The sequence below is a fragment of the Microbacterium sp. cf332 genome (assembly GCF_900102175.1).
Lineage (GTDB): Bacteria > Actinomycetota > Actinomycetes > Actinomycetales > Microbacteriaceae > Microbacterium.
Genome location: NZ_FNKN01000002.1, coordinates 446,722 through 470,186, shown reverse-complemented (window position 1 = coordinate 470,186; position 23,465 = coordinate 446,722). Strand labels below are relative to the sequence as shown.

Sequence of the window (23,465 nt, the reverse complement as noted above, 5' to 3'; positions counted from 1 at the left end):
CGGGGGCATCGAAGCGCGAAACGGCTAATTAGCACACGCGTGCTAACATCGCGGCATCCACATCGGGAAGGAGTTCCGCATGATCCTGGCTGCGATCATCGCGTGCGAGCTGGGCTTCTGGGTCGCGATCATCGGCGGCCTCACCACGCGTTACATCTTCGGCCGTCCCCGACTGGGCGCGGTGCTGCTCCTCGCAGCACCGCTGATCGACGTCGTGCTGCTCGTCCTCGTCGCCGTCGACCTGCTGCACGGGGGCACGGCCTCGTGGCACCACGGTCTCGCCGCGCTGTACATCGGCGTGTCGGTCGCATACGGACACCGCATGATCGCCTGGGCCGACGCGAAGTTCGCGGCCCGCTTCCGCGGGGCCGCGCCACGCCCCCCGCTGTACGGAGCCGCGTACGCCGTCGCGTGCTGGAAGGACGTGCCCCGAACCATAGCGGCGGCGTCGATCGCCGCAGCCGTCCTCGGCGGGCTCATCCTGCTCGTCGACGACGCGGACCGGACGAGCGAGCTGGTCGGTTTCCTCCCCATTCTCGCGGTGATCGTCGGTATCGACCTGCTCTGGGCCGTCAGCTACACGATGTGGCCGAAACGCCCGCCCGCCGCTGCGGCAGGATGAGGTCATGCCCCGCCTCATCGACCACGACGATCGGAACGACGAGATCGCGGCCGCCGCCTTCCGCGTGCTCGCGCGCGACGGCCTCGCCGCCCTGTCGGTCCGGAGAGTGGCCGACGAAGCCGGCATCGCGACCGCCTCGCTGCGTCGCGCGTTCCCCACGCAGGACTCGCTGCGTCGGTTCTGCTTCGAGCGCCTGCAGACCACCGTCGCGAACCGCATCCGCGCCGTGGCGGGGGCGGGCCGCGAGCGTGCCATGCAGTGGATGCGCGAACTCCTGCCCCTCGATGCGACCCGACGCGCGGAGCTCACCGTTCAGCTCCAGCTCAGCCGGCTCGCTCTGACCGACGTCGGGCTCTCCGACAACGCGCGTGAACTCCACGAGGGCGTTCGACGCGTATGCACGGCGGTGCTGCACGAGCTGGCGGCGGCGCGGCTGCTGGCGGACGACCTCGACCTGTCGCTCGAGACCGTGCGGCTGCACGCCCTCCTCGACGGACTCGCGCTGCACCTGCTGTGGACTCCGTCGGACGACCCGACCCGTGACGCCGACCGTCTTCTCACCCACCACCTCGACACGCTCGCGGGGTAGTGCGCGCGTACGCTGGTCAGTCGCGGGTGTCGCGGGTGTCGCTCGGCGCGGGCGCGTCGGCGAACTCGTCGACGAAGAGCGAGTCGCGGTCGAGCGTCTTGTTGCGGTAGGCCTGCCGACCGACCATGTGCGCCGACAGCGGGGCCGTCGCGAGCTGGATGAGCGCCACGGGCACGAGGAAGGCGACCACCGGCCATGAGTGCAGCGACACCCCGACGGCGATGCAGATGAGGATGAAGCCGAGCACCTGCGGCTTCGTGGCGGCGTGCAGCCGGGTCGGCACATCGCGGAACCGAAGCAGCCCGATCGCCGCCGTGAGGCACAGCAGTGCGCCGACGAGGACGAGCACGAGGGCGATGACGTCGGTGATGCTCATACGTCCGTGTTGTCCTTCCGTGCGACGAAGCGGGCGATCGAGATCGACCCGAACACACCGACCGCCGCGACGATCAGGAGGACCGGCAGGGTGCGCGTGTGGTGGTTGATCGCCATCTCGGCCCCGAGCGCGCAGATCACGAGGGTCAGCAGCACGTCGGAGGCGACGGCGCGGTCGAGGATGGAGGGGCCGACGATGATCCGCCACAGCGTGAGCAGCGCCGAGACGGCGAAGATCACCGAGATGACGACGATGAGCCAGGTCACGAGCGCGCCCTCCGCAGGTCCGACAGCTGGTGAGCCTGCTCCTTCGATCCGACCGCGCGCACGATGCGCTCCTCCCAGTGCTGGATCTCACGCCGCTGCTCTTCGAGCTGCTCCTGATTGCGCACCCCGATCGCGTGCAGGTAGAGGATGCGGCGGTCCCGGTCGATGTCGATGATGAGCGAGCCGGGGATGAGGGACGCCGTCACTGCGACGTGCGTCATGATCAGGTCGTCGTCGGTGCGCAGCGGCACCGCGATGATCGCGGCACCGGGCTGACGCCGCGGGTCGACGACCTGCCAGGCCACCAGCAGCGAGCCCTTCACGAGCGAGAGCAGGAACTCGAGGAAGAACACCACGCCCCACCAGAGGTTCACCCTCCCCGAGAGCTCGACCGGCGGCAGGCGGAAGATCCGCGTCACGAACAGGGCGATGACGATGCCGGTCAGCGCGGCGAGCACGGTGAACTGTCCCCACAGCAGCATCCACAGGGCCACGAGCCACACGAAGAACGGCAGCTGTCGCCACAGTGCGGTCGCGGCGTTGCGCTTGGCCTCACCCCTCATCCCTGCACCTCCTGCTCGAGCTGGCTGATCGTCACCGGCTGCAGGAGCGATTCTCCGATAGCGCTGCACAGGTCGTACAGGGGACCGGCGAACACCGTCAGCGCCACCGTGACCGCGACCATGCCCGCCGTCGCGGTCGTCATGATGCGCGGGATGACGCGCTTCTCGGTCTGCACGTCGGCACCCTCGGCGTCGCCGAGGTAGGCGATGCGCGAGTCGGTCTCGCTCTCACCCTCGGCCGACTCGTCCTTCTCGCGCCAGAACGACAGGTTCCAGGCGCGCATGAGCGCGTACAGCGTGAGGAGCGACGTGATGATGCCCGCGACGATGAGCACGTACATGAGCGGCGTGCCCTCGTTCGCGGCGGCGTCGAAGAGCGCGTACTTGCCGATGAAGCCCGAGAAGGGCGGCAGACCGCCGAGGTTGATCGCCGGGATGAAGTAGAGCACCGCGAGCAGCGGGGCGGCCCGCATGAGGCCCTTCACCTTGAGGATCGACGTCGACCCGGCCCGACGTTCCACGAGACCGACGGCGAGGAACAGGGTCGTCTGCACGACGATGTGGTGGACGATGTAGTAGATCGTCGCCCCCACCGCCGCCGGCGTCGCTATCGCGAGCCCGAAGATCATGTATCCGATGTGGCTCACGAGGGTGAACGACAGGATGCGTTTGAGCTCGGCCTGCGCGACCGCGCCCAGGACCCCGACGATCATCGTCGCGAGGGCGACGATCAACAGCAGCGTGTTGACGTCGTTGTCCTGGAAGATCTCGGTCTCGGTTCGGATGATCGCGTAGACGCCGACCTTGGTCAGGAGGCCCGCGAAGACGGCCGTGACGGGGGCCGGCGCGGTGGGGTACGAGTCGGGCAGCCAGAACGACAGCGGGAAGACAGCGGCCTTGATGCTGAACGCGAGCAGCAGCATCAGATGGAGCACGAGCTGCGTCTCCTGCGGCAGTTCCGTCATGCGCTGCGACAGCTGCACCATGTTGACCGTGCCGAGGGCGCCGTAGATCGCCGCGATGGCCGCGAGGAACAGGATGGACGACACCAGCGACACCACGATGTAGACGACGCCCGTGCGGATGCGCGACTCGGTCGAGCCGAGGGTGATCAGCACGTACGAGGCCACGAGCAGGATCTCGAAACCGACGTACAGGTTGAACAGGTCGCCCGCGATGAAGGCGTTGAAGATTCCCGCCGACAGGATCAGGTACGACGGGTGGAAGATCGACACCGGCGTCTCGTCGTCGCCGTCGGCCGCGCCCTGGCCCACGGAGAACAGCAGGACAGCGAGCAGCACGACGCTCGACACCACGACGAGCAGTGCGGCGAGCCGGTCGACGTAGAGGACGATGCCGAAGGGGATCGGCCATCCGCCCACCGAGACGGCGACCGGTACACCGGTCGCGTTGATGGCGTTCAGGAGCACGGCCGCGATGACGAGCGTCGCGGTCAGCGTGACGATCGAGACGCCGACCTGGATGCGGCGGCGACGACCGAAGATCAGCGCGACCGCGGCCCCGAGCAGGGGCAGTGTCACGAGGAGGGGAACCAGGGCGCTCATCGGTCTCCTCCGGGGCGATCGGTGGGCGCGTCATCGCGCAGCGCGTCGAAGTCGCGCGAGTGCAGGACGGTGATGGGCGAGGTCAGGACGCCGACGAAGTCGGTCGTGGCGTCGTCGTCCTCGTCGGTGATCTCCTGCTCCATCGCCTCGTCGTCCTCCGCGACGCGGTCGCGCACGGCGAGGTCGGCCTCGTCGTCCACGACGGTGTCGGCCTGGCCGAGCTGCCACGAACGGTAGATGAGGGCGAGGAGGAACGCCGAGACGGCGAAGGTGATGACGATGGCCGTCAAGGTGAGCGCCTGCGGCAGCGGGTCGCTGTAGTCGGCGGGGTCGTCCGCCGAGCCGTAGAAGGGAGCGACCCCGGGAACGCCCATGACGACGAGCAGGAACAGGTTCGCCGCGTTGCCGAGCAGCAGGAACCCGATGAGCACGCGCGTCAGGCTGCGCTCGAGCATCGCGTAGACGCCGGCGGCGAAGAGCACGCCCATGATGATGATGAGGACCAGCGAGACGTTCATCGGGCGAGCTCCTCTCCTGCCTTGCGCTGACGGTCGACTTCCGCGCCCAGAGATCGCAGCACGTCGAGCACGAGCCCGATCACCACGAGGTAGACGCCGACGTCGAAGATCGTCGAGGTGACGAACTCGACGTGGCCGAGCACCGGCAGCTCGGCCTCCCAGAATGTGCTGGTCAGCGCCGGGGCGCCGAAGAAGAGCGGCACGATGGCGGTGCCGACGGCGAGCGTCATCCCGACGCCCAGCAGGCGACCGGCGTCGGTCGGAGCCGCCGCGCCCAGCTCGTAGGGTCCGCCGGCGACGTACCGCATGACGAGCGCCATGCCCGCGACGAGACCTCCCGCGAAGCCACCGCCCGGCAGATTGTGGCCCGCGAAGAGCAGGTAGAGCGACACGACGATGATCGTGTGGAACAGGATGCGGACGATCACCTCGAGCATGATCGAGCGTGTCTCGGGCCGCAGCTTCTGCCCGCCCACGAGCCACGCCTGACGCGACGACCCCGATCCGGCGCGGGGACGCGGTCCCTCGGCGGTCTCGACCAGCGGCCGGCGGGTGCGGAGCGCCCCCGTCGGCAACGACGAGATCGCCCGCGAGAGCGTGTCGGAGCGGTGGGTGACGAAGACGAGCGAGGCGACGCCCGTCGCCGCGAGGATCAGCACCGACAGCTCGCCCATCGTGTCCCAGCCGCGCAGGTCGACGAGGGTCACATTCACGACGTTCCTGCCGTGTCCGATCTCGTAGGCGAGCTCAGGGAAGGCCGTCGAGATGGGCTCGGCGACCCGCGCGCTCGTCGCGACGACGGCCACGAGCGCCATGGTGACTCCGACGCCGATGCCGAGCAGGGCCCGGCCGATGGGCCAGACCGACGCGTTGTGGTCGCCCATCCGCGACGGGATGCGGCGCAGCACGAGCGCGAACGCGATCAGCGTGACGGTCTCGACGAGGATCTGCGTCAGCGCGAGATCGGGGGCGCCGGCCGAGGCGAAGAGGGCCACCATCCCGAGGCCCGTGACGGACACCAGCACGACTCCGGTGTAGCGCTTGCGGGCGCGCACGGCGATGATGCCGGCGATGATCATGACCGGGGCGACGAAGATCTGCACCGGCGAGTGCCACGCGGCGAGGTCGGCCTGCCAGCCGCCGTGGGCGATGAGAGCTGTTCCCTCGGCGGCGACGAACACGACGAAGATCGTGCCGACGTACACGGGCAGCGATCCGCGCTGCGTGAGCGACGTCGTCCAGACCGAGGTCTTCACGACGGCGCGCACGGTGCCGTTGTAAGCGTCGACGGCGGTGAACGGCAGCCAGCGGCGCTGCGTGCCGGCCCGGCGCCCGACGAACCAGAACAGGACGAGCCCCGCGAGGATGCTGCCGATCGACAGGAAGAGTGCGGGCTCGAGGCCGTGCCAGAGCGCCAGGTGGTACTCGTAGCCGTCGGAGCCGGCGACCTCGGGCATCGTGTCGGCGTACCCCGAGAACGCCGCGTCGAGCAGCGGTGCCGCGACGCCGCCGACGATCGTCAGGCCGCTCAGCAGCACGGGCGCCGCGAGGAAGCCGATGGGCGGGTCGGGCCACTCCGTGCGCGGCAGGTTCTCGCCTGCGGCATCCTTCTTCGTGAAGAACGCCCCCCAGACGAAACGTGCCCCATAGGCCGTGGTCAGCAGCGAACCCAGCACGATGCCGATCAGCGGCGCGAGGGCCTCGGGTGCCGTACCGCCCTCGAGCAGCGACGACAGCGCCGCCTCTTTCGCGACGAAGCCCACGGTGGGCGCGAGGCCCACCATCGAGCTGATGGCGATGATCGAGAAGACCGCGAGGGTCGGAGCCTGCCGGCCGACACCCGACAGCTCGCGGATGTCGCGCGTCGAGAGCTGTCGGTCGATGACGCCGACGACGAGGAAGAGCGACGACTTGAACAGGGCGTGGCCCACGAGCAGGGCGAGTCCGGCGAGGGCCGAGTTGCGCTCCCCGTACCCGAGCACGACCGTGAGCATGCCGAGCTGGCTGACGGTGCCGAAGGCGAGGATGCGCTTGAGGTCGGACTCGCGCAGAGCCTGCAGCCCGCCGAGCAGCATCGTGAAGACGCCGAGTCCGATGACCAGGGGTCGCCACGGGTCCTCGTGGGCGAAGGCCGGCGCGAGACGCGCGATCAGGTAGATGCCGGCCTTCACCATCGCGGCGGCGTGCAGGTAGGCGCTCACCGGGGTCGGGGCGGCCATGGCACCCGGAAGCCAGAAGTGGAAGGGGAAGATGGCGGACTTGCTCAGTGCGCCGACCAGAACGAGCACGATGGCGACGTTCAGCAGCGCGCCTTCGGGGGCCGGGGCGGCGACGATCGCGCTGAGGCTCGTCGTGCCGTAGAGCACGACGAGCATGACGACGCCGATGAGCATGACGAGGCCGCCGAGGGTCGTGACCAGCAGCGCCTGCAGGGCTGCGCGGCGGCTGGCTCCGCGGCCGTTGTAGAACCCGATCAGCAGGTAGGAGAGCACGCTCGTGATCTCCCAGAACATGACCAGGACGACGATGTCGTCGGTCAGCACGAGCCCGTACATCGCCCCCGCGAACGCCAGCAGCACCGCGGCGAACTGCCCGACTCCGACCTTCTTGCCGTCGAAGTACCAGCGGCAGTAGATCAGCACGAGCGCACCGACGCCCGTGACGATCAGGGTCATGATCCACGCGAGAGTGTCCATCCGCATCGACAGGGTGATGTCGAGCTGGGGGATCCAGGCGTATGACTCGAACGGAATGCCTCCGCCGAGCACTTCCGGCCCGCGGCGCGCGGCATCGATGAATGCTGCGATCGGCAGCAGGGCCGCAACGAGGAACGCACGGGCGCCGATCCGCTTGATCAACCACGGGAGGCCGAGCGGGAGAACCGCGAACGCACCGAGGAAGATAAGCAACAGGCCTCCTCTGGGCGTGGGGGGTCGTGTCACCCATCCTACCGACAGGATGACGTGCTCTGGGCCCGGAATCAGGACCCGGCTGGCACTCGGCCCGTCGTGTTCCCGAGACGGAACGTACTCGTGAACCAGCGCGAGTCGGGCGTGTCGTCCCGCAGCAGCGCAGCGACCGCTTCACCCGCCGCCCGACCCTTCTCCCATGCGGGCTGCACGAGGGTCGTCAGCTCGTACGGCGCGAGGCCATCGACGACGATGCCGTCGAAGCCCGTGATGCTGACGTCGTCGGGCACCCGCAGTCCCGCCTCCTCGGCCGCGCGCAGCACCCCGACGGCGAGCAGGTCGCTCTGCGCGACCACGGCGGTCGGCCGCGGACCCTCGCTGGAGAACAGGGCTCGCCCGACCGCGGCGCCCGAGTCGATCGAGCTGTCGACGGCGGCGTAGGCGGCGGCATCCGGGAACACGTCGCGGAAACCGGCGAGCCGGTCGGCGACCACGTCCACCGAGGTCGAGCTCTCGTCGTCCCGCGACAGCCAGCCCGACTCCGAGCCCCATCGCACCGGCATCGTGACGGCCACGACGTCCGTGTGGCCGAGATCGCGCACGTGCTCGGCCGCGACGCGCTGCGCCTCGCGGTTGTCGAGCGCGATGCGGGGCACGCCCTCTCCCCCGTCGCCCTCGATCACGACGACGGGGATGCCGCGGGCACGGACGCTCGCGAGATGATCGCGCAGCAGCGCGCTGCATCCGATCAGCACCGCGGCGTCGATCGGCGCGGTCATGAGCGTCGGCTCGCCCGCGACGACGCTGCCCTCACGGAGCAGCAGCAGCCCCGCGCCGATCGGAGCGACCGCGTCGGCGAGCGCGTCCATCGTCGTGCGCATCACGGGGTCGCCGAACACGCTGCCGAGTCGCCCCCCGCTGACGACGCCGATGATGCCGCTGCGTCCGCGGCGCAGCGAGGCCGCCCGCGGATCGGGGCCGAGGTATCCGAGATCAGCGGCGGCCGCCAGGACCTTCGCGCGGGTCGCCTCGCTGACCGGCGTCTTGCCGCTGAAGACGACCGACGCCGTCGAGGGCGACACCCCGGCCGCGTGCGCGACGTCCGAGATGGTGGGCCGGCGTGCGTTCACGCCCCGATCGTACCCGCCCCTCGCGATGAATCGAATCGATTCGGTACGCTGGCCCGGTGACCGATGTGCTCTCCCGCTCCGTCTACCTGCGCTGGCGCAACGCCGTCTTCGCGATCTTCGCCGCGAGCGGCCTGAGCATCGCGACGTGGGCGGCACGCGTCCCCTCGATCAAGGCGGACCTCGGCATCGAGAACCGCGAGATCGGCCTGGCGCTGCTCGCGATGGGGATCGCGTCGATCCTCGGGCTGTCGGCGAGCTCGGTCGTCATCGCGCGCCTGGGCACCCGAACCGGGATGTTCGGCATGCTGATGACGCTCTCGGTGGGTCTGGCCGTGCTCGGGTTGGGGGCGGGCTTCTTCCACTCCTACGCGATGCTCGTCGTCGGGCTGGCCCTGTTCGGGTTCGGCAACGGGTGTCTCGACGTGATGATGAACGTCGACGGAGCCGCGATCGAGACGCACTCGGGCAAGACCATCCTGCCGCTGTTCCACGCCTTCTTCAGTTTCGGGACCGTCATCGGCGCGGGCCTGGGCGCGATCGCCGCCGGACTGCGGATCAGCGTCGCGATCCATGCCGTCACGATGGCGGCGCTCATCGTCGTGCTCGCGGTCGTCGCGATCGCGAGCGTCCCCCGACGCGCCGTCACGGATGCCGCAGCAGCCGATGGTGCATCCGCCGCAGGCGACGAGACGGGCGCCGCGGCCGGGGCCGGGTCCGGCCGCGGCCCGGGCTGGCGCGAGCGTCTCGCGGTGTCGCTGTCGGCCTGGCGCGAGCCGCGGACGTACACGCTCGGCATCATCATGCTCGGCATGGCGTTCGCCGAGGGCGGCGCGAACGACTGGCTGGCCCTCGGCGTCGTTGAGCACGAGGGCGGTTCCGCGGCCCTGGGCGCTGCAGCCCTCACCGTGTTCAGCGTCTCGATGACGGTCGTGCGTACCTTCGGCGGTCCGCTCGTCGACCGGTTCGGCCGGGTCGCGACGCTGCGTGTGCTCGCGGTGGCCGCAACCGCCGGCATCCTGCTGTTCATCCTCGCTCCGAACCTGCCGCTCGTATTCGTCGGCGCGGCCCTGTGGGGCATCGGCGCGTCGCTCGGGTTCCCGCTCGGGATGTCGGCCGCCGCCGACGACCCCGCCCACGCCGCCGCGCGAGTGAGCGCCGCGGCGACGATCGGCTACGTCGCGTTCCTGTGCGGCCCGCCCATCCTCGGCTTCATCAGCGACCACATCGGCCTGCTGCCGACGCTGTTCATCCTGGTCGTGCTCGTCGCGGCGTCGGGCCTCGCCTCGTCGGCCGCCAAACCCCTGCCCGGAGCCAAGGTCGGCGCCGGCCGCCACTGACCCCCGGCCGCGGTCGCCTTCCGTCCCGGTCGGCCCCGGCCCGCCGTCCCAGCCCATCGTCCCACCCGAAGCCGTCCCGTCCACAGGCCCAACCCCACCGCCCACCCGTTCTCGGCTCCCCCGAGGGCAGGGGGCCTGTCGACGGCACAACCGCGGCCAGGTCCCCGCGCCTGGCCGTTCATCCCGACCCGGCCTCCGCAACCGACCTCGCCGCGCGCGCACCGAACCCGCGACCCGACGGATCTCGTCCCGTCGACAGGCTCAACCCGGCCCTCCGCCCGGCTTTAGCGACGTCGACATCGCTGAGCCTGTCGGCGGCACGGGGGCCGAGCCGCACGCAGCACCGCGGGCGTGCTTGGGGTCCCGCCGGATCTCCGCGTGAGCCCGACCGCGACCGGACGTGGTCCCGCGCCCGCGGGTTCCGTCGACAGGCTGAGCTCGGTCCTGGTGTCGGCTCAAGCTGCTGAAGCGGCAGTGAGCCTGCGGACGGCACGACTCGCCGCGCCGCCACGCCTCCGAACGACGGCAGGTCACCGGCTGCAGACATCGCCCACGGACACCTCGCACCGGTCACGGAGACCTCGCGCCGGCCACGTGGCACAGGTACCCGGTCACCGGAACGGAGGCGGGGTCTACAGCGGAGGGCGGGACATCCCGGTCAGCAGAGTCCGCACGGCGTCGACGAGGGATCCCGGAGGGATCGGCTCGGCGAGGGCATCGCCCGACGCTCCGTCGAGCAGCCAGCGAACGGCGCGTGCATCGGAGCGGCACGCCGACGGATCGACCTCGAGGTGCCGGGCGAGGTGATGCGCGAGGAACTCGTCGATCACCGCCGTCTCAGCCGCGAGCACCGCGCGCACCGGCTCGAGCCGCTCGACGTCGCCGACCGCCCGGACGAGACCGGGGTACAGCTCATCGGCGAGCTCGGCTTCGACGTGGGCGGCGTAGGCCAGGACGGCATCCTCGCCCGCGGTCGCTTCCCCGATCTGGCTGAGCACCCGGGCCGTCTCGGAGCGCCCCGACTCCAGCACTCCGAGAACCAGGTCGAGTTTGGTGGGGAAGTAGTGGAACAGCGTCCCCGATGACACCCCCGCGCGACGGTAGATCGATGCCGTGGTGGCAGCAACGTAGCCGGATGCCGCGAACTCCGCCGCCGCGGCATCCAGGATCACCGCGCGTCGCTCCTCGAAGCGCTCGGGATCGCGACGGCGTGGCACGGGAACACGATAGCCCGCTACTGATTACTAGAGCGTTTACTCTAGAGCCGCTACTCTGATTCCGTGGAGTCAGAAGCGCACCCCTCCCCGGAGCCGGCGGTGTCCCAGTCGGGACGAGGAGCGCCCCGGCGACGACCGGGCGAACGGCCGCACCGAACGCATCAACCGCACCAACCGCACCAGCCCCGCCGCCGGGCGACCGCGTGGGCGACCGCGCTCGTCGGCATCGCTCTGGCGTGGTCGCCAATGTGGCTGCCACAGATCCTTCGCGGGGCCGGCGTCGACCCACGTCCCGCGCTCGCAGCGATCGGCCTGGACGGGCCTGCGGCGGCCGTGTTCTGGAACGCCCTCGCCGCGGCGCTGATCCTCGCGTGGGTCTTCGGTGTCGAGCGGCGCCGGCTGTCGTCGCTGCGCATCGTGAGGCCGACGGGCAAGGACCTCGAATGGGCACTCATCTTCTTCGGGGCCGCCATGACCTGGAGTTGGCTGGCGCAGCTGATCCGCCCGCAGGAGGTGACGGACTCCGGTTCCGCGACCATCGCCGCACTTCCGGTCCTGACGGTCGTCGCGATGATCCTGAGCGCCGCGATCTTCGAGGAGATCCTGTTCCGCGGCTACCCGCTCGAACGACTGATCGAGCTGACCGGGCGACGCTGGGTCGCGGTCGCCACGACGCTTCCGTTCTTCGTGCTGCCCCACCTGGTCACCTTCGGCCCGGAATGGCTGCTGTACCACGCGAGCGGCACGGTCGCGATCTACGTCCTCTATCTCTGGCGACGCAACCTCGTCGCCTGCATGCTCCTCCACGCGGCGGTGAATGCGCCGATCCTCATCCCCACCGTCGCGGCGCAACTGCGATGAACGCGCTCGCGGGGCCGATGCTCTGCCAGGATCGTCCGCGATGACGATCTCCGCGCAGCCCTGGCATCATCCGGATCCCGGCATCTCGACCGTCCGCCTCGAGATGATCCCGGAACAGGCGCTCCATGCGCTCGCGTCCGGCCGCAGCCGGCAGCTCGCCGCCCGCTACGCGACTCCGTTCCTCACCGGTCCGGACTGCGCCGGGCTCTGGCGGCATCGCAGCGCTCAGGTGGGAGATGCCCCCGGCGATGCCCCGTGGATCACCCGACTGATCGTCGACACCCATCTCGACGCGCCCGTCGGGGTGGCCGGCTTCCACGGGCCGCCGGACGCGACCGGCATGGTCGAGGTCGGCTACCGCGTCGATCCCGCGCTGCGTCGCCGCGGTTATGCGCGGCGGGCGCTCGAGATCCTCCTGCACGTCGCGCGCATCCAGCCCGGCGTCAGCACCGTACGAGCGACCATCAGCCCGGACAACGCGGCGTCTCGCGCGCTTATCGACGGCTACGGCTTCGTCGAGCGGGGCGAGCAGTGGGATGAGGAAGACGGCCTCGAGATCATCTATGAACTTCCCGTCTCGGACGAGGTCGAACCCCACGCGGGCGGTGCCCGGACGCGCACCGAGGGCGAGAACGCTTAGGCTCGACGGGTGCGTCTGGTCATCGCCCGCTGCTCCGTCCAGTACACGGGGCGCCTCAATGCTCACCTTCCGCTGGCTACCCGGCTGCTGGTGCACAAGGGCGACGGCAGCCTGCTCGTGCACTCCGACGGCGGGTCGTACAAACCGCTGAACTGGATGAGCCCGCCCTGCACGCTCACCGTCGAGACGCCGGAGGACGATCCGGATGTCGAGGAGCAGGTCGTCGAGCAGTGGCGGGTGACCCACGCGAAGTCGGGCGACACCCTCGTCGTGCGCATCTACGAGATGATCCATGACTCGTCGCACGAGCTCGGCGTCGACCCCGGTCTCATCAAGGACGGCGTCGAGGCCGACCTCCAGCGCCTGCTCGCCGAGCAGGTCGAGGTGATCGGTGAGGATCTCACGCTCGTCCGTCGGGAGTTCCCCACCGCGATCGGTCCGGTCGACCTGCTGCTGCGCGATCCCGCCGGCGGCACGATCGCGGTCGAGGTCAAGCGCCGGGGTGACATCGACGGCGTCGAGCAGCTGACCCGCTATCTCGAGCTGCTCGGGCGCGACCCGCACCTCGCGCCCGTGACGGGCGTCTTCGCTGCGCAGGAGATCAAGCCTCAGGCCAAGGTGCTCGCTACCGACCGCGGTATCCGCTGCGTCACCCTCGACTACGACGCCATGAAGGGCATCGAGTCGGGCGCGCCGCGCCTGTTCTGACGCGGCGCGCCCGCGACAGTCAGGATCCGAGCTTCGAGAGCTCCGCGAACTCGTCGTCGGTGAGCTCGATCTCGGCGCCGCGCAGGTTGTCCTCGAGGTGGTCGACGCTCGAGGTGCCGGGGATCGGCAGCATCACCGGCGAGCGCTTGAGCAGCCAGGCGAGCGCGATCTGCGCGGGCGTGGCGTCCTTGCGTTCGGCGAGCTCGCTGAGCGGCGAGTCCGATCCGGTCAGGCCGCCGGTCGCGAGCGGGAACCACGGGATGAAGGCGATGCCCTGCTCGGTCGACCAGTCGAGCAGCTCTTCGGCATCCCGCTTCTGCAGGTTGTAGAGGTTCTGCACCGAGACGATCGTCGCGATCTGCTGCGCGGCCTGGACCTCGTCGACTGTGACCTCCGAGAGACCGATGTGACGGATCTTGCCTTCGTCCTGCAGCTTCTTCAGCTCGCCGACCTGGTCTTCGAGGGGCACCTGCGGGTCGATGCGGTGCAGCTGAAACAGGTCGATGCGCTCGAGACCGAGGCGGCGCAGGCTCATCTCGGCCTCCTGACGCAGGTACTCGGGGCGCCCGACGGGCGGCCATTCGTTCGGGCCCGTGCGGGTGAGTCCCGCCTTTGTCGCGATCACGACGTCGTCGCCGTAGGGGTGCAGGGCCTCCTTCAGGAGCTCCTCCGCGACGTACGGGCCGTAGGAGTCGGCGGTGTCGAAGAAGTTCACGCCGAGCTCGACGGCGCGCTTGAGCACGCGGATCGCCTCGTCGTGGTCCTTCGGCGGGCCCCAGACGCCGGGGCCGGTGAGCTGCATCGTGCCGTAGCCGAGGCGGTTGACCTCGAGGTCGCCGCCGATGCGGAAGGTGCCGGAAGCGTGGGCTGAGGACGTGCTGGATGTCGTCATGGAGAGGTCAGCGCGCGAAGCGGCCGAGACATTCCCGCACGGCGCGGAACGTAGGGTGGAGACATGACCCGTTCGCCGTTCTCCTGCGTGCTGTGGGACATCGACGGCACGGTCGTCGATGCCTCCGACGGCATCCTGCGCCGTCTGACGATCACGCTCGCGCACTTCGGCCACCCGGCCCCGACGCGCGACCAGCTGATCGACTGGATCGGCCCCCCGATGCACGAGTCGTTCCAGAACAATCTCGGGATGACGCCGGAGAAGGCCACCGAGGCGGTGTCGTTCTACCGGGTGCTCGGCAAGGCCGACGGCTACACCACCGGTGCTCGCCTCTACCCCGGCGTCGCCGACCTGATGGTCGAGCTCGACGAGGCGGATGTCCCCCAGTCCACCGCGAGCTCGAAGCCCGAGGTCCAGGTACGGGCGCTCATGGAGCACTTCGGGCTCGCCCCGCGGCTGCGTGAGATCGTCGGCGCGACGAGTGACGAGAAGACGTTGAGCTCGAAGGCGGATGTCGTGGGCGAGGCGCTGCGGCGCCTGACCGCCGACGGCGTCGACGTGTCGCGTCCCGTGCTCATCGGCGACCGTCACCACGATGTCGAGGGCGCAGCCGAGCACGGCGTGCCCGTGGTCTTCGTCTCGTGGGGCTTCAGCACCCCCGACGAGGCCCGCGGCGCCATCGGGATCGCCGACGACATCGACGCGCTCCGCGCACTGCTGCTGCCCGCCGGCTGAACGTCGAGGCCTCCCCCATTCGACGCCCGGGCTGCGTGCCAGAATGCAGCGCCCGGGCGTCGACGGATCCCCCCGGATACGTCACGCAGTGCGTGACGGGGACCACTGTACTGATCTTCGCGTCGCTCCGATACCCGCAGATGAGACGCGTTTCATCCGCGTAACGTGCCGCTGTGGCTCACGTTGACCTGCGACCCTTCGATGACGACGACGCGGACGCCGTGTTCGAGATGATGCGAGACCCCGACGCCGTGCGACAGGCCGCGTTCACGGCGGACGACCCGTCCGACCGCTCGGCCTTCGACGCCTGGCTGGAACGCCATCGCTCCGACGATCGCGTCACGATGCTGGTGGTGACGGAGGACGGCGGCTTCTCGGGAACCGCGGCGGCCTTCACGGTCGACGGCGACCGCGAAGTGACGTACTGGATCGCCCGCCACGCGCGGGGGCGGGGCGTCGCCTCCGCCGCCTTGCGCCTGCTGGTCACGCGCGAGGGCGAGCGTCCTCTGTATGCGCGTGTGGCGGCCGACAACGCGGCATCCGTCGCGGTGCTCCGCAAGAACGGATTCAGCGAGATCCGGCGGCAGCGCTCGTACGCGCCCGCCCGCGGCGAGGAGATCGACGAGCTGGTGTTCGCCCTGCCGCCCACCCTCGACGGCATCTGAATCGGCATCCGACGGTCGAGCGAGACGGGATGACGGGGTGCTCCCGCCATCCCGCCCGAGCTCAGCAGACCGTGCTCGACGCGCTGCTGCGGCAGATCGACGCGCTGGCGTAGCTCACGAGCTCCGCGTCGCGGAGCTGACCGTCGCGACGTTCGAGCTCCTGCAGTGACAGGATGTAGCCCATTTCATTCACCTCCTCTCGCGGATGGCGGCCGTGCCGGGATCGACACGGCGTCGGAACCGGGCGCCGTCAGCAGCGGGATGCCGGCGAAACCCACCGGCTCTCCGGCCGAGGCGGCCCGGTGGCTTTCGAGGGCGACGAGCACGCCGGCGGATCCCGTCGCGAGGTCGCACGATGCCCGGAGGTTGCCGTCGCCCGCGAACCGGGTGCCGTCGTCCCGGTGGATCGCGTGCAGCCGGAGCGCGCGCACGTGCGCGTCACGAGCAGCGCGCAGCTCCGGCGATCCGTGTCCCGCGGCCTCGAGCAGTGCGAGGAAGGCGATGAGCCCGGACCTCCCGGCATAGAGCCCGCCCTGCACGACGAAGGGGACGGCGGCGGCCCGTGCGATGCCGTCGAGCGTGGCCCCGTGCCGATCGTCTCCGGGCAGATGGCGGGCGAGCTGGACGAGCACGGCGCCGATCCCCGCCGACCCGTGCGCGAGGTACGGCATCGAACGCCAGCCCTCATCGATCTGGAGGGCGCCGTCGCCCGTGTCGGTGAGCGAGACGATGTCGTGATCGATCGCACGTCGGGCGAGCGCGAGATGCGCGGCGTCGCCCGTGCGCTCGTAGAGGCGCAGCGCGAAGAGGGCGGTGCCGGTGGCGCCCGCGAGCAGTCCGCCGCGACCGGTGGGCACCGAGGTGCGGGGTTCGTCGGCCATGAGCCGCGCGGCGAGGATGCGGGCGATCGAGGCGGCGTCGTCGATGACCGAGGGGGCGCGGTCCATCTCGCTCACCAGGCCGATGCCGATCCCGGCGAGACCCGTCGCGAGGTCGGACGGGAGGTGCTCCTTCTCGGTGCGGCGCAGCTGCGACAGGAACAGATCGGCTGCCGCGTCCTCGCCGAGCCGGCGCAGCCCCCATACGGCGCCCGCGACTCCGTCCATGAGGCCGGGGCGGAATGACGCGCGCCGCAGTGCACCGGCCACCCAGCGCCGATGGTCGCCGTTCGGCCGCTCGCCCGCCTCGCCCATCGCCGCGAGCACGCCGAGGGCTCCGTGCGCCAGCCCGTAGGCGGGCTGGGCGAACTGCCGAGGATCGCCCGGCCACAGGCGGTCCTCGCGCTGAGGCGTCGCGTCGACGCGCAGCGCCGCGACGACGGCGGTCGCGTCGATGCGCCTCCCCTCCCCCGCGGCCCCGTGCCGGGCCCTTTTCGCCGCCTCGCCCGCGCCATCCTCGGGCGTCGTGTGCGAGATCACCGCGAGCCGGTCGGCGACCCACGGTCCATCGAGGTCGAAGTCCGTACGCGCCGCATCGAGCAGGTCGCGGGCCTTGTCCGGGCCGAGTCCGATCAGCGTCGTCAGGGGAACGAAGAGAAAGAGCTCGATGCACGCGAGCGCGTACCGGTCGCGGGCAACGGCGTCTCGGTGCGTCCGCGGGACGAAGCCCGGTGCGCCGATCCACGCCGGTGCGTCGTCGCCGACGGTCGCCGACGCCTCGAAGTCGATGAGCGTGACGGCGCCGCCGTCGTCGACGAGGACGTTACGGGGATGCAGGTCGCCGTGCGTGCGGCCGCGCGCGTGCAGCGCGTCGAGCGCCGCCCGCACCGCCCGGCCCACGCCGAGCGCCCAGGTCCGGTACTCCTCCCGCGCCGCGCGACCGCCGTCGCGGATGAGTGGATGCCGAGCCACCAACGCCTCCGACAGCGGAATGCCGTCGACCCGCTCCAGCGCGACGAACTCGTGCCCGAAGCCCGAGAAGGTCGCCAGCACACGCGGCACCGGCAGTCCGCTGAGCTTCCGGAGCACGGATGCCTCGTCGCGGAGGCGGGCGACGGCGTCCCGTCCGTCGGCGGTGAACCCCGCGTGCGGCCGCGCCTCTTTGAGCACGACCGGGCGCCCGTCCATCACGGCCTCGTAGACGCCGCCGGCATTGGAGTGATGGAGGGCGCGCGTCACCGCCGGGAAGCCCGCCGGTGCTGGCAGCGTGAGTGCCTCGTGCTCCGCGACGAGGTACGGGGGGATCGTGACCCACGCGGGCACACGGAACGCGTGCGTCCTGACGTCGGGCACGAGTCGGCCGGTGGCGAGGTCGCGGACGGCGAGCGTGTCGACGCCCTCGTGCGAGATCAGCTGCCGACGGAAGGCTCCGTAGCGGACATAGAGCGGTCCTCGGCGCCACCGGAGGTCCGACAGGATGTACGGGCCCGGCCGTCCGCCGATCTCGGCGTCCAGGGCGAGGAGGGCGGAATGGGCGGCCTCGTCGTTCGGCGGATAGATCGTGATGAACTTTCCCGACGAAGCGCGCTCCGCCTCCTTGCTCAGAACGCGGTCGAGCTGGCTGGCGTCTCGCAGATGCTTGAACGCGGTTCCCGTCACCCGGCAGAAGTGGGCGACCGCGTCGAGCACCGCCTGCGCCTCGGCGGGGATCGTGCTGACGTGGATCTTCCACCCCTGTTCCGGCAGCGACGTGCCCGCGCGATGGTGGTGGATCCACACCGCGTCGTCGGAACGCGACCAGCCGGCTGCGTCGGCGACCGCGAAGGTCGGAGCGCCGCTGTCGACGTGCGGCTCGTCGTAGAACAGCGGGTCTGCTGTCGTGTAGCGCAGGTGGATGTCGTCCAAGTCGTGCCCCCCGGGTCGTGTCTGCGGTCGACAGTGTGTTTCGGGAGGCGGCGCGGGAGAGTGCGCCGGCGCAGGGCGTCGCCGCACGCGGGAAGGCATCGCCGACCGGCGACATCCGCGTCATTCCGGGGATGTCGGCTGTTCGCCCGGCTCGGCGTCGTCGATCAGAAGTTCATCAAAACGCATGAGACGGGGCGGACGGTGCAGACCGTTGCGGACTCCCCAGAGGGCGAGCTGCGTCCGGTCGTGGAGCCCGGTCTTGCGCAGCGCCGACTGCAGGTGCGAACGCACCGTCGTCACCGACACGTGCAGGCGCCGTGCGATGTCGGCGCTCCGGGTGACTCCCGACGAGAGGAGCGCCGTGACCCGCCGCTCGGCCGGAGTGAGGCTGCCGATGAGGTCGTCCGTCACGGGCGCCGCACCGCGACGGACGAACTCCCGGACGAGAGGGCGGGTCATCCGGGGCGAGACCATCGCATCGCCACGAGCGGCGCCGCGCACGGCGGCGAGCAGCTGATCCGAGTCATGGCTCTTGAGCAGGTAGCCCGCGGCACCCGCATCCAGCGCCTCCGTGACGTACTGGTCGCGGGCGAACGCCGTCATGACGACGACCGCTACGGCGGGCGAGGAGCGCGCTCGCGTCAACTCGCGGGTGGCCGCGAGGCCGGTCTGGCCGGGCATCTGCAGATCCATGAGGACCACGTCGACCCGCTCGGCCAGTGCCACGCGCACCGCGTCGATGCCGTTGGCGACCTCACCGACGACGTGGATGCCGGCGCTCGCCTCGAGCTGCGCGCGCAGTCCCTTGCGGACGAGCCGGTTGTCGTCGGCGATGAGGACCCGGATGCGCTGCCTGTGCGACGCCACCCGCGCCGCCGCTCACCCGGGATCCGGGGGCATGGGGTGCGGGTCCCGCATGCTCGCACCGCTCGTCAGTCGGTGATGGGCGGAACCGGCACATTCAGGTCGAGGCGCCATCCGCCCTCCGGCGTGGGCCCCGTCCGAAGCGAACCGCGCAGGAGCTCGATACGCTCGGTGACTCCGGCGAGACCCCAGCCGAGGCCGAGGCCGGCCACCGGGACGCGGCCGTCGTCGGCACGGCCGTTCTCGACGACCAGCGACAGTCGATCGAACGAATGACGCACCGTCACGGTCACCGGAGCACCGGGCGCGTGCTTCGCCGCGTTGGTCAGCGCCTCCTGAACGCACCGGTAGACGGAGGTGGACACGACGGCCGGCAGGTCGGCGAAGTCACCCGCGGTCACCAGGTCGATCTCCACGCCCCGCTTGCGCCAGTAAGAGATGAGCTCGTCGAGGCGGCGCAGGTCTGCGGTCACCTCGGGCAGCTCGGCGCCCACCGCCCGGAGGTCGGAGAGCGCCCCGGCGAGGCTCGCCGCAGCGAAGCGGCCCTCGCTGCGCACATCGGCCATGAGCTCCCGCGCGTCGTCGGGGCGACTGGCGGCCAGCTGCAGCGCGGCGTCGGTCAAGGTGATGAGACCGGCGATGTGCTGACCGGCGACGTCGTGCAACTCCTGGGCGATGCGGGTCCGTTCGCGGTCGCGCGCCTGCTCGACGCGGTGCTCGTGCTCGCGCTCGGCGCTCTCGGCGCGCTCACGGGCGATCTCCGTCCGACGCTTCTGTGCGCCCCACCAGATGCCGAGGGCGACCGCACCCGCCGCGGGGGCGATGAACGTCATCGCCTCTCCCAGGGCGAAAGCGATCGAGAACTGCACGTCCTCGGCGACCGACAGCACCCAGAGGGTCACCGTCGCGACCGTCACGAGCGAGACGCCCACCAGCCAGAGCAGCGAGACGTACGCCCGGCGCCGCGTCGCCAGGAAGAAGAGGCTGAGCGCGATCACGAGCTTCATGCCCGACAGCCAGCTCGGCACCTCGAGGCCGACCACGAGCGCGAGGTAGACGGCGGTCGTCACGACGACAGGAATTTCGGGCCGACGGTCGAGGAGCAGGAAGACCATCGCCTGGACGGCGCATCCCGCCAGTAGGAGCGGGATGCCGACCACCGCAGGCACCACGAGCGGCCACGGGAGCTGGGCCGTGGCGAGATCGACGAGCGGGACCATCAGCGTCTGGACCACCGTCACGAGGAACACGGTGATCACGAACACGGCACCGCTCCGCGTGGAGCCGAGCAGCCGCTCGCCGGGGTCGCGCTTCAGTGTCGGCCCCGCCGACTTGGACTTCTCGTACACATTCATCTCCCCCGGATACGGCGAAGGCCTCCGAACGGTTTCCCGTTCGGAGGCCTTCATCTCGCTGTGCGCGAGGGGGGACTTGAACCCCCACGCCCTTGCGGGCACTGGCACCTGAAGCCAGCGCGTCTACCTATTCCGCCACTCGCGCGAGAAAGTGTTTCCACGAACTCAACTTCCCGAGGATATCACGCCGGAGACCGCTCCCCAGCCGGGATCCGGCCCCCAATGCATCCTCCGTTCAGCCTGCCTGACTACGATGAAGCAACCATCCGCCTGCCTGAGGAGCCCCGTGGGACTACTTGACAGCTTCGAGAAGGGTCTCGAGCGTGCCGTCAACGGCGCCTTCGCGAAGACCTTCCGCAGCGGCGTCCAGCCCGTCGAGATCGCGTCCGCGCTCCGCAGCGAGCTCGACAAGAAGGCCGCCGTCGTGAGCCGCGACCGCATCCTCGTTCCGAACTCGTTCATCGTGCGCCTCTCCGACAACGACGCCGAGCGGATGCAGGCGATCGGACCCGCACTGCTCGACGAGCTGCGCGGCCTGGTCGAGAAGCACGCGCGCGCTCAGGGCTACTCGTTCTCGGGCGCCGTGACCGTCGCTCTCCACGCCGACCCGCAGCTGTCGACGGGCACCGTCCGGGTCGACTCGAACTCCGAGGCCGGTGCGCGTGTCTCGTGGCAGGCGGTCCTCGACATCGACGGCACGCGGCATCCCGTCGTCGCCGCCCGCACCGTCATCGGGCGCGGCAGCGACGCCGACATCACGATCCCCGACGCCGGCACGAGCCGGAAGCACGTCGAGATCCTCTGGGACGGCGAGCGCGCGATGGTGCGCGATCTCGGCTCGACCAACGGCACCCAGCTCAACGGCTCGCGCGTCAGCGAGGCCGCCCTGCCCGTCGACGGCGTGGTGCGGATCGGACGCACCGACATCGTCTTCCGCGTGGTGCCCCAGGCTCAGGCTCCCGTGCGCCCGCGTATGTCCGCGGCCGACGCGACCCGTATGTACGACACCCGAGGTGACGCCCGATGAGTCCGCTCACCCTCCTGCTGCTGCAGATCGGCTTCCTGGTCCTGCTCTGGTTCTTCGTCTTCGCCGTCGTCTACTCGCTGCGCGCCGACCTGTTCGGCGTCAAGGTGCGGAAGCTCCCCGAGCCGGCCGCCGCCGGCGCGGCACCCGTGGCAGCCCCCGCCGTGACCCGTCCGCCGACGGCATCCCCGGATGCCGCGACCGCTGCCGTGGGCGCGGTCGGCGTTCCCGCTTCACCCGGGAAGGGCGGCAAGGCGACGACCGACGCCGTCGCGCGCATCGTCATCACGAGCGGGCCGAAGGCGGGACTCGAGCTTCCGCTGGGTTCGGAGCCGCTCACGATCGGCCGCTCCAGCGAGTCCGGCCTCGTCATCCGCGACGACTACACGTCGAGCCATCACGCCCGGCTCGTCCTGTGGGGCAACCAGTGGATGATCCAGGACCTCGACTCGACGAACGGCACCTGGCACGACGGCGAGCGCGTCGCGTCGCCCGTCCCGGTCGTCATCGGCGCGCCGATCAAGGTCGGCGCCACGACGTTCGAACTGCGGAAGTAGTCCGCCCGTATGGTCTTCCAAGGCTCCAGCGCCGCCATCTCGCATACAGGGAAGGTGCGCTCGAACAACCAGGACTCGGGTTTCTGCGGCTCGAACCTGTTCGTGGTCGCCGACGGCATGGGCGGCCACGCCGGCGGTGACGTCGCGTCGAGCCTCGCCGTCCGCAGCCTCGAGGGCCTCGACCACGCATTCGCCTCGACGACCGAGGCGGAGGCCGCGCTGCGCGACGCCCTCGCCGACACGGCCGCCGAGCTCATCAGCACGGTCAAGGTCCGGCCGGAGCTGGCGGGCATGGGCACCACCGTCAGCGCGCTCGTCATGGTCGACGAGTACGCCGTCATCGCCCACATCGGCGACTCGCGTCTCTACCTGTTCCGCGACGGGGCGCTCACCCAGATCACGACAGACCACACCTTCGTGCAGCGTCTGGTCGACTCCGGCCGCATCACCCCCGAAGAGGCCCGGTACCACCCGCGCCGCTCGGTGCTCATGCGCGTGCTGGGCGACATGGACCCCGACCCCGAGATCGACACGTTCATCATGCCCACGCAGCCGGGCGACCGCTGGCTGCTGTGCTCGGACGGGCTCTCGGGCGTCGTGGACGATCCGCACACCGCGAAGGTGCTCGGGCAGGGCTGGGCGCCCGGCCGCACCGCCGACAACCTGCTCAAGCAGGCGCTCGACGGCGGAGCTCCCGACAACGTCACGATCGTCATTGTCGACGTGGGCGGGCAGCATCCGCTCTTCAGCGGTCCGCCCACCGTCGTCGGATCCGCCTCGCATCCGCTGGGCATCGAGGTCCCCGCCGCGCGACCGCAGCGCAGCAGCTGGCTGCACCCGGCCCGTCAGGCCGCGAACGAGCCGACACACTTCGAGCCGGCCGCGGAGTTCCTCGAAGAGCTCATCGAAGAGGATCGCCGGCGTGCCCGGCGCCGACGGCTCACGTGGTTCGCCGGCTTCGTCGTCATCCTCGCCGCGATCGGCGTCGTACTCTTCGCCGCATACAGCTGGACGCAGACGCGCTACTTCGTCGGCGTCGACGAAGACACCGTCGTGATCTACCGCGGCATCCCGCCGAGCATCGGACCGATCTCGCTCTCCACGCCGGAGGAGGACACGGGCATCCCCCTCGCAGACCTGCCCCCGTACCAGCTGCAGGCCGTCGAGCAGACCATCACGGCCGACTCGCTCGCCGAGGCGCGGTCGATCGTCGAGAACCTGCGCGTGGACGGAGACTCATCGTGACCGGCACCGCCGTCTCGGCCGACACCTCGGTCATCAAGGCGCTG

At 70.6% G+C, this 23,465-nt stretch carries 24 protein-coding genes and 1 tRNA gene; 11 read left to right on the top strand and 14 right to left on the bottom strand.

Going from position 1 to position 23,465, the window contains the following annotated elements; translation table 11 throughout:
- The first annotated feature begins 79 nt into the window (after positions 1-79).
- Positions 80-622: a hypothetical protein gene (locus BLT21_RS09330; RefSeq protein ID WP_091501337.1), complete on the top strand. Its 543-nt coding sequence runs from the start codon at positions 80-82 to the stop codon at positions 620-622.
- A 4-nt stretch (positions 623-626) separates the two neighbouring features.
- A complete protein-coding gene (locus BLT21_RS09325) occupies positions 627-1,211 on the top strand; it encodes a TetR/AcrR family transcriptional regulator (protein WP_091501334.1) in 585 nt (194 codons plus the stop codon).
- Between the two features lie 16 nt (positions 1,212-1,227).
- On the opposite strand, the gene mnhG is transcribed toward BLT21_RS09325, so the two are convergent.
- From mnhG to BLT21_RS09290, 7 genes are all read right to left on the bottom strand, one after another.
- On the bottom strand, positions 1,228-1,587 hold the full coding sequence (gene mnhG / locus BLT21_RS09320) for a monovalent cation/H(+) antiporter subunit G (protein ID WP_091501332.1): 360 nt from the start codon (positions 1,585-1,587) through the stop codon (positions 1,228-1,230).
- Entirely contained in the window at positions 1,584-1,853 is a 270-nt protein-coding gene (locus BLT21_RS09315; RefSeq protein ID WP_091501330.1) for an MrpF/PhaF family protein, read from the bottom strand. The genes mnhG and BLT21_RS09315 overlap by 4 nt, the downstream gene beginning before the upstream one ends.
- Positions 1,850-2,416, bottom strand: coding sequence for a Na+/H+ antiporter subunit E (locus BLT21_RS09310; RefSeq protein ID WP_091501328.1), 567 nt, complete (start codon positions 2,414-2,416; stop codon positions 1,850-1,852). Before BLT21_RS09310 ends, BLT21_RS09315 begins: the two co-directional genes overlap by 4 nt.
- Positions 2,413-3,981 (bottom strand): Na+/H+ antiporter subunit D, encoded by a 1,569-nt coding sequence (locus tag BLT21_RS09305; RefSeq protein WP_091501326.1) that lies wholly within the window; start codon positions 3,979-3,981, stop codon positions 2,413-2,415. Before BLT21_RS09305 ends, BLT21_RS09310 begins: the two co-directional genes overlap by 4 nt.
- Positions 3,978-4,499, bottom strand: coding sequence for a Na(+)/H(+) antiporter subunit C (locus tag BLT21_RS09300; protein ID WP_091501324.1), 522 nt, complete (start codon positions 4,497-4,499; stop codon positions 3,978-3,980). The genes BLT21_RS09305 and BLT21_RS09300 overlap by 4 nt, the downstream gene beginning before the upstream one ends.
- Complete coding sequence (locus BLT21_RS09295; protein ID WP_091501323.1) at positions 4,496-7,408, bottom strand: Na+/H+ antiporter subunit A; 2,913 nt, start codon at positions 7,406-7,408, stop codon at positions 4,496-4,498. Before BLT21_RS09295 ends, BLT21_RS09300 begins: the two co-directional genes overlap by 4 nt.
- Before the next feature lie 71 nt (positions 7,409-7,479).
- Positions 7,480-8,538: a LacI family DNA-binding transcriptional regulator gene (locus BLT21_RS09290; protein ID WP_091501321.1), complete on the bottom strand. Its 1,059-nt coding sequence runs from the start codon at positions 8,536-8,538 to the stop codon at positions 7,480-7,482.
- A gap of 56 nt (positions 8,539-8,594) precedes the next feature.
- Here BLT21_RS09290 and BLT21_RS09285 point away from each other — a divergent pair, with 56 nt between their 5' ends.
- A complete protein-coding gene (locus BLT21_RS09285; protein ID WP_091501319.1) occupies positions 8,595-9,875 on the top strand; it encodes an MFS transporter in 1,281 nt (426 codons plus the stop codon).
- 632 nt (positions 9,876-10,507) lie between these two features.
- On the opposite strand, the gene BLT21_RS15530 is transcribed toward BLT21_RS09285, so the two are convergent.
- A complete protein-coding gene (locus BLT21_RS15530; RefSeq protein ID WP_143024964.1) occupies positions 10,508-11,092 on the bottom strand; it encodes a TetR/AcrR family transcriptional regulator in 585 nt (194 codons plus the stop codon).
- Positions 11,093-11,338: 246 nt separating this feature from the next.
- On the opposite strand from BLT21_RS15530, the gene BLT21_RS09275 reads away from it, so the two are divergent.
- Genes BLT21_RS09275 through nucS form a run of 3 tightly spaced genes read left to right on the top strand, consistent with a single transcriptional unit; the run spans position 11,339 to position 13,301 of the window.
- The gene (locus tag BLT21_RS09275) at positions 11,339-11,953 is read left to right on the top strand and encodes a CPBP family intramembrane glutamic endopeptidase (protein ID WP_091501317.1); all 615 of its coding nucleotides are present in this window, start codon (positions 11,339-11,341) and stop codon (positions 11,951-11,953) included.
- Positions 11,954-11,993: 40 nt separating this feature from the next.
- Positions 11,994-12,593, top strand: a complete 600-nt coding sequence (locus BLT21_RS09270; protein ID WP_091501314.1) for a GNAT family N-acetyltransferase — start codon at positions 11,994-11,996, stop codon at positions 12,591-12,593.
- Positions 12,594-12,602: 9 nt separating this feature from the next.
- Positions 12,603-13,301, top strand: coding sequence for an endonuclease NucS (gene nucS, locus BLT21_RS09265; RefSeq protein WP_091501312.1), 699 nt, complete (start codon positions 12,603-12,605; stop codon positions 13,299-13,301).
- A gap of 19 nt (positions 13,302-13,320) precedes the next feature.
- On the opposite strand, the gene BLT21_RS09260 is transcribed toward nucS, so the two are convergent.
- A complete protein-coding gene (locus BLT21_RS09260) occupies positions 13,321-14,193 on the bottom strand; it encodes an aldo/keto reductase (RefSeq protein ID WP_091501310.1) in 873 nt (290 codons plus the stop codon).
- A 63-nt stretch (positions 14,194-14,256) separates the two neighbouring features.
- On the opposite strand from BLT21_RS09260, the gene BLT21_RS09255 reads away from it, so the two are divergent.
- Positions 14,257-14,928, top strand: coding sequence for an HAD hydrolase-like protein (locus BLT21_RS09255; protein WP_091501308.1), 672 nt, complete (start codon positions 14,257-14,259; stop codon positions 14,926-14,928).
- Positions 14,929-15,101: 173 nt separating this feature from the next.
- Positions 15,102-15,593 carry a GNAT family N-acetyltransferase gene (locus tag BLT21_RS09250; RefSeq protein WP_091501305.1) on the top strand — a complete coding sequence of 164 codons (492 nt, stop codon included), beginning with the start codon at positions 15,102-15,104 and terminating at the stop codon, positions 15,591-15,593.
- A gap of 61 nt (positions 15,594-15,654) precedes the next feature.
- Here BLT21_RS09250 and BLT21_RS15850 read toward each other — a convergent pair whose 3' ends face one another.
- From BLT21_RS15850 to BLT21_RS09230, 5 genes are all read right to left on the bottom strand, one after another.
- Positions 15,655-15,777 carry a hypothetical protein gene (locus BLT21_RS15850; RefSeq protein ID WP_256336007.1) on the bottom strand — a complete coding sequence of 41 codons (123 nt, stop codon included), beginning with the start codon at positions 15,775-15,777 and terminating at the stop codon, positions 15,655-15,657.
- A gap of 1 nt (position 15,778) precedes the next feature.
- Positions 15,779-18,376, bottom strand: a complete 2,598-nt coding sequence (lanKC, locus tag BLT21_RS09245) for a class III lanthionine synthetase LanKC (RefSeq protein WP_176786860.1) — start codon at positions 18,374-18,376, stop codon at positions 15,779-15,781.
- 120 nt (positions 18,377-18,496) lie between these two features.
- A complete protein-coding gene (locus BLT21_RS09240; RefSeq protein WP_091501301.1) occupies positions 18,497-19,243 on the bottom strand; it encodes a response regulator transcription factor in 747 nt (248 codons plus the stop codon).
- A 65-nt stretch (positions 19,244-19,308) separates the two neighbouring features.
- Positions 19,309-20,595: a sensor histidine kinase gene (locus BLT21_RS09235; protein WP_176786859.1), complete on the bottom strand. Its 1,287-nt coding sequence runs from the start codon at positions 20,593-20,595 to the stop codon at positions 19,309-19,311.
- A 61-nt stretch (positions 20,596-20,656) separates the two neighbouring features.
- Positions 20,657-20,740 (bottom strand) — tRNA-Leu (locus tag BLT21_RS09230).
- Positions 20,741-20,881: 141 nt separating this feature from the next.
- On the opposite strand from BLT21_RS09230, the gene BLT21_RS09225 reads away from it, so the two are divergent.
- Genes BLT21_RS09225 through BLT21_RS09215 form a run of 3 tightly spaced genes read left to right on the top strand, consistent with a single transcriptional unit; the run spans position 20,882 to position 23,421 of the window.
- Complete coding sequence (locus BLT21_RS09225) at positions 20,882-21,622, top strand: FhaA domain-containing protein (protein ID WP_091501296.1); 741 nt, start codon at positions 20,882-20,884, stop codon at positions 21,620-21,622.
- Positions 21,619-22,176 carry an FHA domain-containing protein FhaB/FipA gene (locus BLT21_RS09220; RefSeq protein WP_091501294.1) on the top strand — a complete coding sequence of 186 codons (558 nt, stop codon included), beginning with the start codon at positions 21,619-21,621 and terminating at the stop codon, positions 22,174-22,176. Before BLT21_RS09225 ends, BLT21_RS09220 begins: the two co-directional genes overlap by 4 nt.
- A 9-nt stretch (positions 22,177-22,185) precedes the next feature.
- On the top strand, positions 22,186-23,421 hold the full coding sequence (locus tag BLT21_RS09215; RefSeq protein WP_091501292.1) for a PP2C family protein-serine/threonine phosphatase: 1,236 nt from the start codon (positions 22,186-22,188) through the stop codon (positions 23,419-23,421).
- The last annotated feature ends 44 nt before the right edge of the window (positions 23,422-23,465 follow it).

What these genes read in the sequence shown, in the direction of transcription:
- BLT21_RS09330 (WP_091501337.1), top strand. Translation starts at nt 80, where the DNA reads ATGATCCTGGCTGCGATCATCGCGTGCGAGCTGGGCTTCTGGGTCGCG.
- BLT21_RS09325 (WP_091501334.1), top strand. Translation starts at nt 627, where the DNA reads ATGCCCCGCCTCATCGACCACGACGATCGGAACGACGAGATCGCGGCC.
- mnhG (WP_091501332.1), bottom strand. Translation starts at nt 1,587, where the DNA reads ATGAGCATCACCGACGTCATCGCCCTCGTGCTCGTCCTCGTCGGCGCA.
- BLT21_RS09310 (WP_091501328.1), bottom strand. Translation starts at nt 2,416, where the DNA reads ATGAGGGGTGAGGCCAAGCGCAACGCCGCGACCGCACTGTGGCGACAG.
- BLT21_RS09305 (WP_091501326.1), bottom strand. Translation starts at nt 3,981, where the DNA reads ATGAGCGCCCTGGTTCCCCTCCTCGTGACACTGCCCCTGCTCGGGGCC.
- BLT21_RS09300 (WP_091501324.1), bottom strand. Translation starts at nt 4,499, where the DNA reads ATGAACGTCTCGCTGGTCCTCATCATCATCATGGGCGTGCTCTTCGCC.
- BLT21_RS09275 (WP_091501317.1), top strand. Translation starts at nt 11,339, where the DNA reads ATGTGGCTGCCACAGATCCTTCGCGGGGCCGGCGTCGACCCACGTCCC.
- BLT21_RS09270 (WP_091501314.1), top strand. Translation starts at nt 11,994, where the DNA reads ATGACGATCTCCGCGCAGCCCTGGCATCATCCGGATCCCGGCATCTCG.
- BLT21_RS09260 (WP_091501310.1), bottom strand. Translation starts at nt 14,193, where the DNA reads ATGACGACATCCAGCACGTCCTCAGCCCACGCTTCCGGCACCTTCCGC.
- BLT21_RS09255 (WP_091501308.1), top strand. Translation starts at nt 14,257, where the DNA reads ATGACCCGTTCGCCGTTCTCCTGCGTGCTGTGGGACATCGACGGCACG.
- BLT21_RS15850 (WP_256336007.1), bottom strand. Translation starts at nt 15,777, where the DNA reads ATGGGCTACATCCTGTCACTGCAGGAGCTCGAACGTCGCGACGGTCAG.
- BLT21_RS09235 (WP_176786859.1), bottom strand. Translation starts at nt 20,595, where the DNA reads ATGAATGTGTACGAGAAGTCCAAGTCGGCGGGGCCGACACTGAAGCGC.
- BLT21_RS09220 (WP_091501294.1), top strand. Translation starts at nt 21,619, where the DNA reads ATGAGTCCGCTCACCCTCCTGCTGCTGCAGATCGGCTTCCTGGTCCTG.
- BLT21_RS09215 (WP_091501292.1), top strand. Translation starts at nt 22,186, where the DNA reads ATGGTCTTCCAAGGCTCCAGCGCCGCCATCTCGCATACAGGGAAGGTG.